We start from the raw sequence: 14,709 nt of genomic DNA on the forward strand, positions 1-14,709 counted from the left end.
GTTTTAAAGTTCCTATAATCAGGTTTTTAATTTTGAGTAAATTAAACATTGCTTAAAATGCTAAATACATGAAATTTGTTAAAAACGCATAAGTGTTTTGAAACTAATTGTTTTAAATGTGAAATATTAATAACGAAACTATATTTTTGTAGACAAAAAAAGATATACCTGATTTTGCATGGAAACAAACCCTAAAAAGAAGAACTCACTTAAACATGTTCTTTTTGGAAGCCTAATTGGCACCACAATTGAATTTTTTGATTTTTATATTTATGCCAATGCCGCAGTATTGGTTTTTCCTCAATTATTTTTTCCCGGTTCAGATTCGACAATGGCGACTCTTGAATCTTTAGCCACTTTTTCAATAGCATTTTTATCACGTCCGTTAGGTTCTGCTTTTTTTGGACATTATGGAGATAAAATCGGGCGTAAATTTACCTTAGTTGCGGCTTTATTGACGATGGGTATTTCGACTGTTACAATAGGATTTTTGCCAAGTTATGCCAGTATTGGTGTGGCGGCTCCGTTATTATTAATGTTATGTCGATTTGGGCAAGGTGTTGGTTTAGGGGGTGAATGGGGAGGAGCCGTTTTATTAGCGATAGAAAATGCACCGCCAAATAAACGTGCGTGGTACGGAATGTTTCCGCAATTGGGAGCTCCAATAGGATTACTGCTTTCTGGTGGAACTTTTCTATTATTAACCGATTCTATGAGCAATGAAGATTTTATGGATTATGGCTGGAGAATTCCATTTATTGCCAGTTCATTACTAGTTGTTGTTGGTTTTTATATCCGAACAAAAATTACAGAAACGCCATCTTTCGAAAATTCTAAAAAAGAACAGGAAGAGGTTAAAGTTCCATTTTTAACAATTGTAAAATCGTATAAAAATCAATTGATTTTTGGAACGTTTGCGGCCATTACAACGTTTTTAGTTTTTTATTTGATGACTGTTTTTACATTAAGCTGGGCAACTTCAGACTTAGGAATTGTAAAAAGAAATGGATTATTAATTCAGTTATTTTCGGTATTGTTTTTTGCTATTTTCATTCCGGTTTCGGCTGTAGTTGCAGATAAAATTGGCCGACGCAAAATGCTTATTATAGCTACAGCGGCTATTGCGATTTTCGGATTTTTCTTTTCTTATTTTTTAAGTTCAGGAAATATTGTTTTAGTTACTACTTTCGCTTGTATCGGAATGGCTTTAATGGGATTCACTTATGGGCCTTTAGGAACTTTTCTATCTGAATTGTTTCCAACCAATGTTCGTTATTCTGGCGCATCACTAACGTTTAATCTAGCAGGAATCCTGGGAGCAGCTTTTGCGCCTATGATAGCTATTTGGTTAGCCAAAACTTATGATGTAAGTTATGTTGGTTTGTACTTAACGATTGCAGCGTTTATTTCTTTAGTTTCATTTTTGGTAATTAGCAAAGAGGAACATAAATTTTAAATAATAATAGAATTTTTAAATTTTTGAAATAAAAACAGGCGTAGGTTTTTAATCTGCGCCTTTTTATTTGAAATTATCTTTTTAAACTAAAATGTCCTCTAAATTCTGTTCCGTTTAATCTTGTAACAGTAAACCAATAATCGGATGCTGGTTCCTGATGACCAAGATAAGTTCCATCCCAAGAAGCATTTGGAGCTAATTCTTTTATTAATTTTCCATAACGATCAAATATTCTAATTGCTGTGTTTGGAGCTAAATAAGCTGAATCAATTGTCCAATGATCATTGAAGTTATCATTATTTGGTGTAAAGAATTTTGGAAAAGGCAGTTCATCAACAAAATTTATACAATCCCCAGTTGTGGCTCCCAAAATATTTATCACAACAGAAATTCTGTCACTTTCACAATTGCTGATTGTTTGCGAAGCATAATAAATATGTCCGTTTTCAAGTAATGTTGATTCGGATAAAGTACTATTTGAAGAAATACTTTCAAACCATTTTATATTTTGTCCTGTAATATCAATGTCATTAATAGATGCATTTTTTTGGATGCAAAATGTTTGTGGAGAATCTGCAATTGGAATTTGAGTATCCTGAATTTTTACAGTAACGGCAAATCTTTCACTTTCGCAATTATTTAGAGTTTGCGTTACATAATAAATGTCGTTTTGCAGTAAAGTTGTTTCTGACAAACTGTTTCCATTTGTTGCTGCATCATACCATTTAAGAGATGTTCCTGTTATAGCAATATTTTCAATTGTAGCAATTTCATCAATACAAAATTGTTTATTATTGTCTCCGGTTGGCAGCGGAGTATCATAAACACGAACTAAAACAGGGGTTCTGTCACCTTCACACCCAATTGTTTGTGAAGCATAGTATGTTCTATTATCTTCTAATAAAGTAGTATTTGGCAAACTGGCAGCAGAGAAATTAGTATCATACCATTTTATATTTTGCCCAGAAATTTGTATGTCGGTTAATATGGCATTTTCTTTCTTGCAGAATGCTGTACTTCCATTTAAGACTGGTGCAGAAGGTGTATTTACTATTGAAACAGTAACTCCAAGTCTCTGGCTTTCACAACTGTTTTCTGTCTGTGAAGCATAGTAAGTTTTTCCATTAACCAAATTTGTAGTTTCTGCTAATAAAGAACCGTTACTTACTGCATCATACCATTTTATTGCAGTTCCCATAACCTGAATATCTGCAATAGTTGGATTTTGTCCTGAACAAAATGGTTGATTTGCATTTCCTGTTGGAGGAAAAGTGACCTGAATGTTAATTGTAACAGGAACTCTTTCACTTTCGCAACCATTTATGGTTTGTGAAGCATAATATGTTGCTTTATCCTGAGCAACAGTTGTAGGTGATATAAGTGTTCCTGCTGTTAAGTTGCTATACCATTTAATGTTTTGGCCAGTAACTTGAATGTCGTTTAATGTAGCGTTTTTGTCAACACAGAAAGTTTGTGGAGTATTTGCAGTTGGCAATGGCTGGCTTGTAATTGTAACAGTTTGATTTTGAATTGATGTATTTCCGTTTCCGTCGCTGTAATTCCATACAATTGTATAAGTTCCCGGTAAGCTATAAGATAATGGACTTGTAGTTGTTCCTGTAATTTGTCCTGCACAAGCGTCTGTGGCAGTTGGGATTGTTGTAACTGTAGTATGGCAATCTCCAGTTATTATTGGCAGATTGGTAATATCAGGAACTGGTGCCAGAATATCTCCAATTATTACTTCAATATCATAATTCTTTTGACAACCACAGTCATCACTTGCAACTAATTTGTAAGTCCCTTTATTTGCATTTGATACATTATTGATCGTTGGGTTTTGTAAATTACTTGTAAAACCATTAGGTCCTGTCCATGCATAATTATATCCTGAATCAGCATTAAGATTTAATGTACCGCCTATACAAACAGGAGAATTACTGCTTGGGTTCGCATTAATATTACAATTGTTTTCTTCTGAAAACTTCATTAGAAAGAAATTTTTACGACCTAAAATTTCAGGCTGATATGAATTTAAGTCAGCTATTCCATCATTCATTGATGATGTTCCACCAACTATTATTTCTTTATTTTTAACAGTTATTTCTGTTTGAGAGTATTGGTCAAATCCACCAGTGTAGCTTCCCCATATTAAGCTTCCCAATTTAGAGAATTTTCCAATGTACCCACCAGCCATACCAGTTCGTTTATATGCACATAAAGTTGTTATTGAATTATCAATTCCTCCATTACCACCAACATAGATTGAATTATTTGCGAAAGCAAGAGAGTAAATTATTGTATCATAGCCTAAATAGGTTCCCCATAATCTTTGCCCGTTTTGATCCAATTTTGCAAGAAAACCTGTCCAAGAATATGAATTATAATCATCAAAAGAACTTGGTGAGGCAATATTATTAGAACTAGTAGTTTCTCCACCTACATATATATTGTTTTCGTCATCAATTTCGATTGCATGAATTTTTTCTCCAGATTCCCCTCCATAATAGGTACTCCATATTCGATCTCCATTTAAATTTAATTTAAATACTATGCCATCGTTAGATAGATTATTCGTGTAATAAAGATTTTCTTGAAATACTCCCGGTGTAGAAATATTATCTGTACTGTATGAAAGTCCACCAACTGCAATAAAGTTTTCTCCAACTTTAACCGATCTAAATTCATCTGTACCTTTGCCTCCATATAATTTATTCCAAACTATAGTTCCATTAGGGTTAAATTTGGTTATGAAACCATCTCCTATTGGGGTATCAAAAATATTTGTTGAGTGATTTATTGAAAAATATCCCACCATAAAAATATTATCATTTTTATCAATATCAACGCCATAAGCTCCGTCCTCATCTCTTCCTCCATAATATGTACCCCAAAGTCTAACACCTGAAGAGTTAAATTTTACCAAAAAAGCATCATCATATCCACTAAATGAACTTTGGTATGAACCTAATGTGCTAATTTTGGTTGTACTATTTGTTTGGCCTACAATGACCACATTATTTTGAGAATCTGTTCTTACAGCTTTTATTCGATCATATCCTTCTCCTCCATAATAAGAACTCCATAGCCTAAGTCCACTAGAAGAAAATTTTACAATTATTCCGTCTGGAGCCATGCTTTGAGGGTTTCCAATTGTAGTTTGGTGTGCACCCGATGTAGCATATGAAGAATTAGGAACAGAAGTTGATCCTACTAAGTAATTATTACCTAATAAATCAGTCGTACTTCCTCCAAATTCATTACTTCCATAATTTTCGTCATCCCCATAAAATGTTCCCCAAAGTCTTGTTGGTACCGGATCAATCACAATAGTTTTTCCACTTACGTTATCAGAAGAAGAAAACCCATAAACATCCTTCTTAATTTTAGTATATCCAACCTCAATTTCCTTTTTACTCGCTCCATCTTCAATCCAACTCGCAGGAAGTGTTTCCTCCATTTTTCCAAAACGGACATTCATCTGGATTTTATTATCAATCAAATCAGTTTCGGCACCATTAAATCTTAATTGAAGGTCAGAAATTTTTCCCTTTGAATGAATCACAAAATTATATTCAACTGTTTTTTTAGGGTCGTTTGGAATTGTAAAAACTACATCAATATTTGGGTAAATATTTTTATAAGTAATTTGTTTGTATTGATAAACGCTGGTAATTCCTTCGGGTTTATTTGGAACATTATAATAGTTATCAAAATCAGTTGATTTTTGTTCTGCAATTAATTCAACTTTTGAGTTTGAATTTACAAAGTCAATATCAATTCGATGGAAAGTATATTCTAATTTGAAGTCCTCTTTATCTTTTTCCTGATTATCATGAAAATGAGATTGCTCTTCTCTGGGATTGTGTGGATGATGTTGTATTGGCGTTTTTTTTACTTCATAAACGTCATATGAAAATCCATTTTTTCTTAATTGAACATTAAGTCCGCTAGTATTCAACAAATATTTAACAGCAGTATTTGGTTTTCCTTTTTGATCAATAATCTGACCTTTATTCTCTTTAAAACCAATAGATTGATTCTTATTTTGAGAAAATAATTGAATCGTAATTATAAAGAAAACGAAAAGTAATTTATGCTTCATCTGATTAATTTGACTGCCGCAAATGTAATTAATTATCTACAATACAAAACCAAAAAACCAAAACATAAACCAATAAAATCTTTTCCTAAAAAGTCCCTAAATATCCCGTATTTTTGCAAAAAATAAATTCTTTTGAAAACGAAACTTTTTGTAATAACACCACCATTTACCCAACTGAATACACCGTATCCGGCGACGGCGTATATAAAAGGTTTTCTGAATACAAAAAATATCGAATCGGTTCAGGCAGATTTGGGAATTGATGTCATTTTAGAATTGTTTTCGAAGAAAGGATTGCAGGATTTGTTTCAGGTTTCAAGTTTCAAGTTTGAAGTTGTTGGAAATACTATTTCTGATAATTCCAAGCGCATTTTTGCTTTACAAGATGAATATATCAAGACGATTGATCCTGTAATTCAGTTTTTGCAGGGAAAAAATCCAACATTGGCTTTGCAGATTTGTCAGGAAGATTTTCTGCCCGAAGCTTCTCGTTTTGCACAGTTAGAAGAACTCGATTGGGCCTTTGGAACAATGGGAACACAGGATAAAGCAAAACATTTGGCGACTTTGTATCTCGAAGATATTTCGGACTATATTGTAGAATGTGTCGACGAAAATTTTGGCTTTAGCCGATATGCCGAACGCTTAGGCCGAAGTGCCAATTCTTTTGATGAATTATACAACGCTTTACAGCAAGAACCAACTTATATCGATTCGATTTTAATTTCACTTTTAAAAGAAAAGATAGAAGCTGTAAAACCTACATTGTTTTTAATTTCTGTTCCCTTTCCGGGAAATTTATACAGTGCATTTCGATCTGCACAATGGGTAAAACAAAATCATCCCGAAATTAAAATTTCAATGGGCGGTGGTTTCCCAAATACTGAATTACGTTCACTTTCGGATAAACGAGTTTTTGAATTCTTCGATTTTATTACTTTGGATGATGGAGAAGTTCCGATAGAAGAACTTGTTGAAAATTTGTCATCCCGAGCGGAGTCGAGGGACGAGAAGCGTTTTAAAAGAACATTTTTACTAGAAAATGGAGAAGTTGTCTACAAAAACAATTCCTTAAAACACGACTACAAACAAGCCTATGTAGGAACGCCGGATTATTCAGATCTTCCTTTGGATAAATACATTTCGGTTATCGAAATTGTAAATCCGATGCATCGAATGTGGAGTGACGGACGCTGGAATAAACTCACAATGGCGCACGGCTGTTATTGGGGAAAATGTACTTTCTGCGATATTTCACTAGATTATATAAAAGTTTACGAACCTGTTGCCGCAAGTTTACTTTGCGATCGAATGGAAGAATTGATTCTGCAAACGGGTCAAAACGGATTTCATTTTGTTGATGAAGCTGCACCGCCTGCTTTAATGCGAGCTTTGGCACTCGAAATTTTAAAACGAAAACTTGCTGTAACGTGGTGGACAAACATTCGATTCGAAAAAAGCTTTTCTAAAGATTTATGTTTATTACTAAAAGCTTCGGGCTGTATTGCTGTTTCAGGTGGTTTAGAAGTGGCTTCAGACCGTTTATTAAAATTAATAGACAAAGGTGTAACGGTAGAACAAGTTGCAAAAGTAACCCGAAATTTTACTGAAGCCGGAATTATGGTTCATGCGTATTTAATGTACGGATATCCTACGCAAACCATTCAGGAAACAATTGACAGTCTTGAAATGGTTCGTCAGTTATTTGAAGCCGGAGTTTTGCAATCAGGATTTTGGCATCAGTTTGCCTTAACTGCTCATAGTCCGGTTGGATTATATCCGGAGCAATTTGGTGTTACTAAAAAAACAGAGGTTATTGGAACTTTTGCCAATAACGATATTGAATATACCGATTCAACAGGAATCAATCACGATAAATTCAGCTTCGGATTAAAGAAATCTCTTTTCAATTTCATGCACGGAATTTGTTTTGATTATGAACTGCAGGATTGGTTTGATTTCAAGATTCCGAAAACAAAAATTCATCCCGATTTTATTTTTAATGCACTCGAAGAGCAAAACGATTTCAGCACAAAACCAAATGCAAAAGTAGTTTGGCTTGGCGGCAAACCTTCGGCAGAAATCTTCACAAAATCAAAAAAAGGAAGAAGTTGGGAAATGATGTCCCTAACTTTTCATGATAAAAAAGAAAGTTTTACCATTCAAACCAGTAAAGAAGAAGGCGATTGGTTAATTGATATTTTGACAAGAATTTCAATTTCGAATACTAAAAATTATACTTTTCAGGAAGTCAAAAATGATTTTGAAACTTCATTAGAAGATTTCGAATTATTTTGGTATTCAAAACCAATTAATACTTTGCGAGAGTTTGGGTTGTTAGTTTTATAGATCAATAATCTACACTAGTTCCGTCACTCGGAATAGCAACTTTATACAAAAGATTATTTTCAGTCAATGCTTTTCTTAATTCTTCACGAGTGGTTGGGCAGTGATTTAGAGCTTCAAGGTGATTGGCAAAAACTTTTCCGGGAGCAAGAGCGGTAAACTTCAAAATATCATTCATTCGCATAAGCAAAGGCTGTCCAATATCTAATCTGGCAGTTCCGCAGGCAACAGTTGCAATATCGGGTTTGAGTTCGATTAATGCTTTTTGAACATCATCTGTAAAAATAGTGTCAGAACTTATATAAACCGATTTTTCGTTTGCAAGTTCAATGTAAAATCCCATTACATTTCCCATCAATTTTGCAATCCAGCCGTAACCATGAAGAGCAGGAATTCCAATAATTCTTCCATCTAAAAAAGGCTGAGGTTCCCAATAATTTAAAGTCTGCACAATATTAAGACCTCTTTGTAAAAGAGTCTTTTCATCTTTTGCGTTGCAGATTACAGGAATGCTTTTTCTTCTTAAAAATACTTCACCGGCCTTATCAATATGATCAGGGTGCAAATGCGTAATTAAACAATGCGTAACATTGCTCAAAATTTCCCTGCTGTTTTTAGGCAGAGCCACTAGAGGATTGCGTTTTGGATTGTAACGAAAAATAGTAAAAGGAGCAATTGTTTTTCTCTTTCCTAACATCGGATCTACAAGAATAACATGCTTTTCTGTCTCAATAACCAATGTGGCATTTCGCAAATGATGTATTTTCATATCTGGAAAATTAGAACTTAAAAATACAAAGATTTTTCAAAATCTATTTACAGATTATTCTTTATTTTTAACAGAATTGTGATTATTTGCAAGAATACACTCTACAATTATGCTATTGAAAATCTAAAACCAATTCCGTGCAGGTTTTCAATCGAAATGCCTTTTTCGTTTGATAAAATTTTACGCAGGCGCGAAATAAAAACATCAAGACTTCTTCCCATAAAATAATCATCAGTTCCCCAAAGTGCAGTTAAAATCTGTTCTCTTTTTAAAACTAAATTTTTATTGTCAAGAAACAGTTTAAGTAATTCGGCTTCACGTTGTGTTAATCCGACTTTTTCTTCTTCATTAAAAAGAATAAAATTTTTGGTATCAAATTGATATTTCCCAATTTCATAGACCGATTTTTCGACTTTATTATTTTTCTGAGAACGTTTCAGGAAAACCTCAATTTTCAAAATTAATTCTTCAATACTAAAAGGCTTTACCAAATAATCATCGGCACCAAGACGAAGTCCTTTTATGCGATCTTCTTTTAAAGTTTTTGCTGAAAGAAAAATAATCGGAACATCAGTATCAATTTTTCGAACTTCTTCAGCCAGTTCAAAACCGTCCATTTTCGGCATCATAATATCAAAAATACAAATGTCAAAATCTTCATCTTTGAAAGTTTCCAAACCAGATTTTCCATTTGTACAATGAACCACTTCATAATTGTTTTGTTCCAAATTATCTTTGGTCAAAAATGCCAGCGTTTCATCATCTTCGGTATAAAGTATCTTGAAATTTTTCATTTTTTATAAGGAATTGACAAAGTTATAGTAACCCCGTTTTCAGTATTATTTTCAGCTTTTATTTTCCAGTTTTGCAAACTGCATATTTCTTTTACGTAATATAAACCAAGTCCAAAACCATTTACTTCATTACTCTTTTCGTTTTGAATGCGGTAAAACTTATCAAATATATAAGATAATTTTTTAGTAGAAATTCCAATCCCGTTATCGACAAACTCCAATTTTAAAATGGAATTCTCCTCATAAATTCTAATCGTAATTTCAGGCTTTTTATTGCAGTATTTTACCGCATTATCTAAAAGATTGTAAATTAGGTTGCCAAAATGAAAAACATCTGTTTCTAATAAATATTCTTTAGACGGACTTTCAATAGTAATAATAGCCTCAGGATATTTTAATTGAATATTTTCAATCGCTTCTTCAATAACCGGAATAATTAAAACAGGTTCTTTTTTTAATTCTAAAGGCGCATAGTCTGATTTCGCAATATTTAAAATCTTCTCAATATGATGATTCAGCTTATTACTTTGATTAATAATAATCTCTGTATAAGTATGCAGTTTTTTATCGTCCTTAATAGGATTTTGTTCACTTAAATATTTCGACGCAATTAAAATAGAAGATAAAGGTGTTTTAAATTCATGCGTCATATTATTGATAAAGTCACGCTGCAATTCAGAATATTTTTTTTGCTGTAAAAGCGTAAAAATCGAATAAACGTAAATCAACAAAATCAAGATCAACATAATCGAAAGCACAAACCAAAACCGCATCGAACTAAATAAATAAGTCGTTTCATTAGGAAAACGAACCGCAAAATAGTAGACTAAATTTTTATGTTTGGGGAAATAAACCGTCTTTTTGCATTCCGATTTTTTTTTCGATAAAGAAATATAATCGCCGTAAATCATTTCATCACTCTGGCAATTATACATCGCATATTCAAAATCAGTCGTAATATTCATTTTTTTGAATTCTGTTTTTAGATAAAATTCTAAAATATCAGGTTCAAAGTCATTGTCGACATTTACAATATAATAATCATTTGAAATCTTCTGCACAGGACTTTGAGCCGGAAGTTCGTGACTGGTTCCTTCGTATAGTTTTTTAGCAACTTCAAGAAGAGCGATATGCGCTTTTTGACTCAGCTTTTTCTGCTCTATCGTAAAAGCCTCTTTTGTCCAAAGCAATTGCGCCACCAAAATACTAATTATGGCGACTAATCCCAGAACGATAATACTATTGAGTTTATTAATTTTCAAGAAAACAGACTTTTGAGAGTGTAATATTAATCAAAAATATAGTTAAAAACAGCGATTAACAAGTCATTAACAAACATTTGAAACCGCTTAACAGCGATTTGCTTTTGTCTGAAATATCTTTGTAATGTAAAAATCGAACTATAAACCATTAATATATTTAACTATGAAAATCATCAAAATTTCTATGCTTGTTTTGGCTTTAAGCCTAATGTCTTTTTCAGCAATTGCTCCGGTAAAATCTTTAACAGCTGAAACAAAAATTAGTGAAACAGCTTCCACAATTGTTTGGAAAGCAGAAACAATCGATGTTGGAGAAATTCCACAAGGAACTCCAAAAGCTATTGTTTATGAATTTAAAAACACAGGAAAAACTGCTGTTGTAATTACGCAAGTACAAGGTTCATGCGGTTGTACAGCAACAGACTACACAAAAGAGCCAATTTTACCAGGTAAATCTGCAAAAGTAACAGCAACTTACAATGCAGCAAACAAGGGCGCTTTTACAAAAACAGTTACCGTAACAACAAGTGCAGAAACTGCTCCAAAAATACTTACGTTAAAAGGAACGGTTATTTAAAAATAAAGGTTAGTTATAAAGTGGAAGCTCCAAATATGTCATGTATTTGGAGTTTTTTTTATTTAGAAATTACATCAATACATTTATAAAAACGATTAGTGTAATGTTCAGTACCAAGTGAAGTGATTGTAACCTGCTGCGCTTTTCCAGATGAAGCATGAATAAATTTAGACTGCATTCCGTCTGCCTCGCAAATTATGCCAAGATGACCAATAACGGTTTTGTCTTTATAACCGTAAAAAACCAAAATATCCCCAACTTTAAAATCTTCAGGCTTTAGCGCCGTTCCTAAATTTTTATATCCGCTCGAACTTCTGGGCAAGGTCATCCCAAAATTCCCAAAAACATAACTCACAAAACCAGAACAGTCAAACCCTTTTTCAGGATTACTGCTCGCATATAAATAAGGTGTCCCTAAATATTTTTTGGCAAAAACTATTATAGAATCCCGATCGATTGCTGATTGCTCTTTTTGAATAATATTTTTATTTTTCTCTTTTGCAGTACAAAAAGAAAATAAGATGACGGAAAATATGATGGTGAAAAAGTTGAGTTTCATTTTTTTTAAATAAGAAAAGGTTTAATTGCTAAGATAGAACGTTATTTTTCTAAATACAGTATAAATTGTAAGAATTAGCATTTTAACGATGTGTTTATGTGGTGTTTTTTTATTACTTTTTGATGTTTTAGTATCTTTTTGTCTAGTACATTTCAAATATATTTGTGAATCGTATTTATATTTTAACAAATAAATTATGTTTCTAAAAAAAAATGCACTTTTAATTCTGTTTTTGCTGATTTCAGTTGTTTCGATATCACAAAACCAGAATACTTTTCTTTATGCCGGAAGAGTTGATAAACTTCAAAATAATCAAGTAATCTTAATAGGAACTGCATCTTCTGTATCTTTTAATTTTGCAGGAAATGAATGTTCAATTTCACTTCAAAGTGTAGATTCTTATGAACATCATAATTATGTTCAGCTGGTTTTAGATGGAAAATATATTGGAAAAATCAGAATCGAAAAAGGAGCTGTTCAGTCATTTCCAATAAAAATAACTTTCAATAAAAAAGAACATCATTTAGAAATCTATAAAAATACCGAAGCTCAAAGCGGAAATATTTTGTTTGCCGGAACCACAGCAAAACTGACTTCAATTTCATCTAAAAAGAAAAAGAAAATTGAATTTATAGGGGATTCCATTACTTGCGGTGCAGCCAGTGATTCGTCGGATATTCCATGCGATAAAGGAGAATATATGGATCATCATAATGGTTATTACGCTTACGGACCAAGAATTTCAAGAGAAATTGGTGTTGACTATTTAATGAGCTGCGTTTCGGGAATTGGAATTTACAGAAACTGGAACGACGAAAACAAAGACGAAGCCATAATGCCAGATGTTTATCCTAATTTATATTTGACAAAAGATCCTTCAAAACCTAAATACGATTTTGCTTTTCAGCCGGATATTATAAGCATTGCTTTAGGAACAAATGATTTTTCTGGCGGAGACGGAAAAAAAGAACGACTGCCTTTTAATCCCGAAAAGTATATTTCGAATTACATCAACTTTATAAAAATGCTTTACGAACACAATCCAAATGTGCAGATTGTAATTACAAACAGCCCGATGGTAGGTGGAGAAAGAGCCGTTGTTTTTGAAGATTGCCTGAATAAAGTAAAAAACGCTTTCGCGGAAGACAAAACACATAAGCCAATTCAGATTTTCAAATTCAAACCAATGACTCCAAAAGGCTGTTCAGGACATCCTGATGTGGCTGATCATAAAGTTTTGGCAGACGAATATGCTCCATTTTTAAAAAAACTGTTAAATGAAAAATAATATAATTAAGCTTATTTTCTTTTTTATGATTGCAAATAGCATAACAGCAAATGTTACGCTCCCGAATATTTTTGGAGATAATATGGTTTTACAGCGAAATTCAGAAGTGAAAATTTGGGGTTGGGCAAATCCAAAAGAAGAAATTAAATTAGTTTCTAGCTGGAACAATCAGGAATATAAAGCAGTTACAAATAATCAGGCAAAATGGGAACTTATAATCAAAACACCTGAAGCCGGCGGCCCTTACACAATTTCTATAAAAGGATATACTGAAGTTGTTTTAAAAAATATTTTAATTGGCGAAGTATGGATATGTTCAGGACAATCCAATATGGAAATGTCGGCAAGTTGGGGAATCGATAACGGAGATGAAGAAGTTAAAAATGCCGCAAATCCGAATATTCGATTTTTTACCGTTTCAAAATCCACGGCAACAACTCCGCAAAATAATGTATTAGGAAATTGGGTTGAATCGACTCCTGAAACTATGAAGTATTTCAGCGCCGTTGGTTATTTTTTTGCTAAACGCTTACGCGAAGATTTAAAAAATGTTCCCATCGGATTAATTTCTTCCAATTGGGGCGGAACTCCGGCTGAAATTTGGATGTCGGAAGAAGTGATTCAAAACGATCCAATTTTATTAGAAAATGCCAAAAAACTATACGAACAGGAATACGGCCCGCACCAACCCGGACGTGCTTACAACGCTATGATTGCACCAATTGTTGGATTTAAAATTGCTGGAACCATTTGGTATCAGGGAGAATCTAATGTTGGTTCTTTGGTTTACGATAAAACGCTTTCGGCTTTGATTACTTCGTGGAGAAAAAACTGGAACGACGAATTTCCTTTTTATTTTGTCCAGATTGCACCATATAAAACAGGAACGAATAATTTCTCGAATGTTATGGTTAGAAATTCTCAAAGGAAAATTTTGAAAGAAGTCCCGAAAACAGGAATGGTTTTAACTTCGGATATTTCAGATACAATTGATATTCATCCAAAGAATAAAAAATCAGTTGGAATTCGTTTAGCAAATCTGGCTTTAGCCGAAACCTATAAAGTCAATTCAAATTTGGTAAATGGTCCGCTTTTTAAAGCTTTTAAAGTGGATAAGAATAAAGTTGTGGTTTCTTTTGATTATGGAGACGGATTGTATTTTAAAAACAAAATTTCAAATCAATTTGAAGTGGCTGGAGCTGATGGAAGTTTCTTTCTTGCAGAAGCTTCCATAAAAAATAATCAGGTGATTTTGACAAGTAAAAAAGTAACAAACCCAGCAAAAGTGAGATTTGCATGGGGAAATACAATTCAGTCAGATTTGTTTAATAAAGCTAATCTGCCTGCTTCTTGTTTTACGACAGAATAGGGAATTTTAGATTTTAGAATGTAGATTTTAGATTTTTTGCCCACAGATTTTACTGATCGAACTGATTAACACTGATTTTCTTGTTCACTCTTGTCAGGCTGAGCGAAGTCGAAGCCCCGCAAAGATTAGAAAAAACTTAGAATCTTAGCATCTCAGAATCTCAGTACCTTTTAAAAAAACTAAC

Annotated in this window: 10 protein-coding genes; 5 read left to right on the forward strand and 5 right to left on the reverse strand. The window is 33.0% G+C overall.

Features of this window, described 5'->3' with window-relative positions:
• The first annotated feature begins 178 nt into the window (after positions 1–178).
• Positions 179–1,456, forward strand: coding sequence for an MFS transporter (locus ACODSB_RS16090; protein WP_053473817.1), 1,278 nt, complete (start codon positions 179–181; stop codon positions 1,454–1,456).
• Positions 1,457–1,529: 73 nt separating this feature from the next.
• On the opposite strand, the gene ACODSB_RS16095 is transcribed toward ACODSB_RS16090, so the two are convergent.
• Positions 1,530–5,561 (reverse strand): DUF7948 domain-containing protein, encoded by a 4,032-nt coding sequence (locus ACODSB_RS16095; protein ID WP_488937786.1) that lies wholly within the window; start codon positions 5,559–5,561, stop codon positions 1,530–1,532.
• Between the two features lie 132 nt (positions 5,562–5,693).
• Between ACODSB_RS16095 and ACODSB_RS16100 the strand changes: the two genes are divergently transcribed.
• Entirely contained in the window at positions 5,694–7,910 is a 2,217-nt protein-coding gene (locus ACODSB_RS16100; RefSeq protein ID WP_488937787.1) for a B12-binding domain-containing radical SAM protein, read from the forward strand.
• Position 7,911: 1 nt separating this feature from the next.
• Here ACODSB_RS16100 and ACODSB_RS16105 read toward each other — a convergent pair whose 3' ends face one another.
• The 3 genes from ACODSB_RS16105 to ACODSB_RS16115 all read right to left on the reverse strand — a co-directional run bounded on the left by ACODSB_RS16105 (position 7,912) and on the right by ACODSB_RS16115 (position 10,732).
• Positions 7,912–8,676, reverse strand: coding sequence for an MBL fold metallo-hydrolase (locus ACODSB_RS16105; RefSeq protein ID WP_488937788.1), 765 nt, complete (start codon positions 8,674–8,676; stop codon positions 7,912–7,914).
• A gap of 107 nt (positions 8,677–8,783) precedes the next feature.
• Positions 8,784–9,470 carry a response regulator transcription factor gene (locus ACODSB_RS16110; protein ID WP_073484444.1) on the reverse strand — a complete coding sequence of 229 codons (687 nt, stop codon included), beginning with the start codon at positions 9,468–9,470 and terminating at the stop codon, positions 8,784–8,786.
• Complete coding sequence (locus ACODSB_RS16115) at positions 9,467–10,732, reverse strand: sensor histidine kinase (protein WP_488937789.1); 1,266 nt, start codon at positions 10,730–10,732, stop codon at positions 9,467–9,469. The genes ACODSB_RS16110 and ACODSB_RS16115 overlap by 4 nt, the downstream gene beginning before the upstream one ends.
• Positions 10,733–10,895: 163 nt before the next feature.
• On the opposite strand from ACODSB_RS16115, the gene ACODSB_RS16120 reads away from it, so the two are divergent.
• Positions 10,896–11,309 (forward strand): DUF1573 domain-containing protein, encoded by a 414-nt coding sequence (locus ACODSB_RS16120; RefSeq protein WP_180859587.1) that lies wholly within the window; start codon positions 10,896–10,898, stop codon positions 11,307–11,309.
• A 58-nt stretch (positions 11,310–11,367) separates the two neighbouring features.
• Here ACODSB_RS16120 and ACODSB_RS16125 read toward each other — a convergent pair whose 3' ends face one another.
• Positions 11,368–11,868: a C40 family peptidase gene (locus ACODSB_RS16125; protein WP_488937790.1), complete on the reverse strand. Its 501-nt coding sequence runs from the start codon at positions 11,866–11,868 to the stop codon at positions 11,368–11,370.
• Positions 11,869–12,064: 196 nt separating this feature from the next.
• On the opposite strand from ACODSB_RS16125, the gene ACODSB_RS16130 reads away from it, so the two are divergent.
• Both ACODSB_RS16130 and ACODSB_RS16135 read left to right on the forward strand, forming a co-directional pair.
• The gene (locus tag ACODSB_RS16130; RefSeq protein ID WP_488937791.1) at positions 12,065–13,156 is read left to right on the forward strand and encodes an SGNH/GDSL hydrolase family protein; all 1,092 of its coding nucleotides are present in this window, start codon (positions 12,065–12,067) and stop codon (positions 13,154–13,156) included.
• Positions 13,146–14,525, forward strand: coding sequence for a sialate O-acetylesterase (locus ACODSB_RS16135; protein ID WP_488937792.1), 1,380 nt, complete (start codon positions 13,146–13,148; stop codon positions 14,523–14,525). The genes ACODSB_RS16130 and ACODSB_RS16135 overlap by 11 nt, the downstream gene beginning before the upstream one ends.
• Positions 14,526–14,709 lie beyond the last annotated feature (184 nt).

Source organism: Flavobacterium sp. FG68 (genome assembly GCF_057808895.1).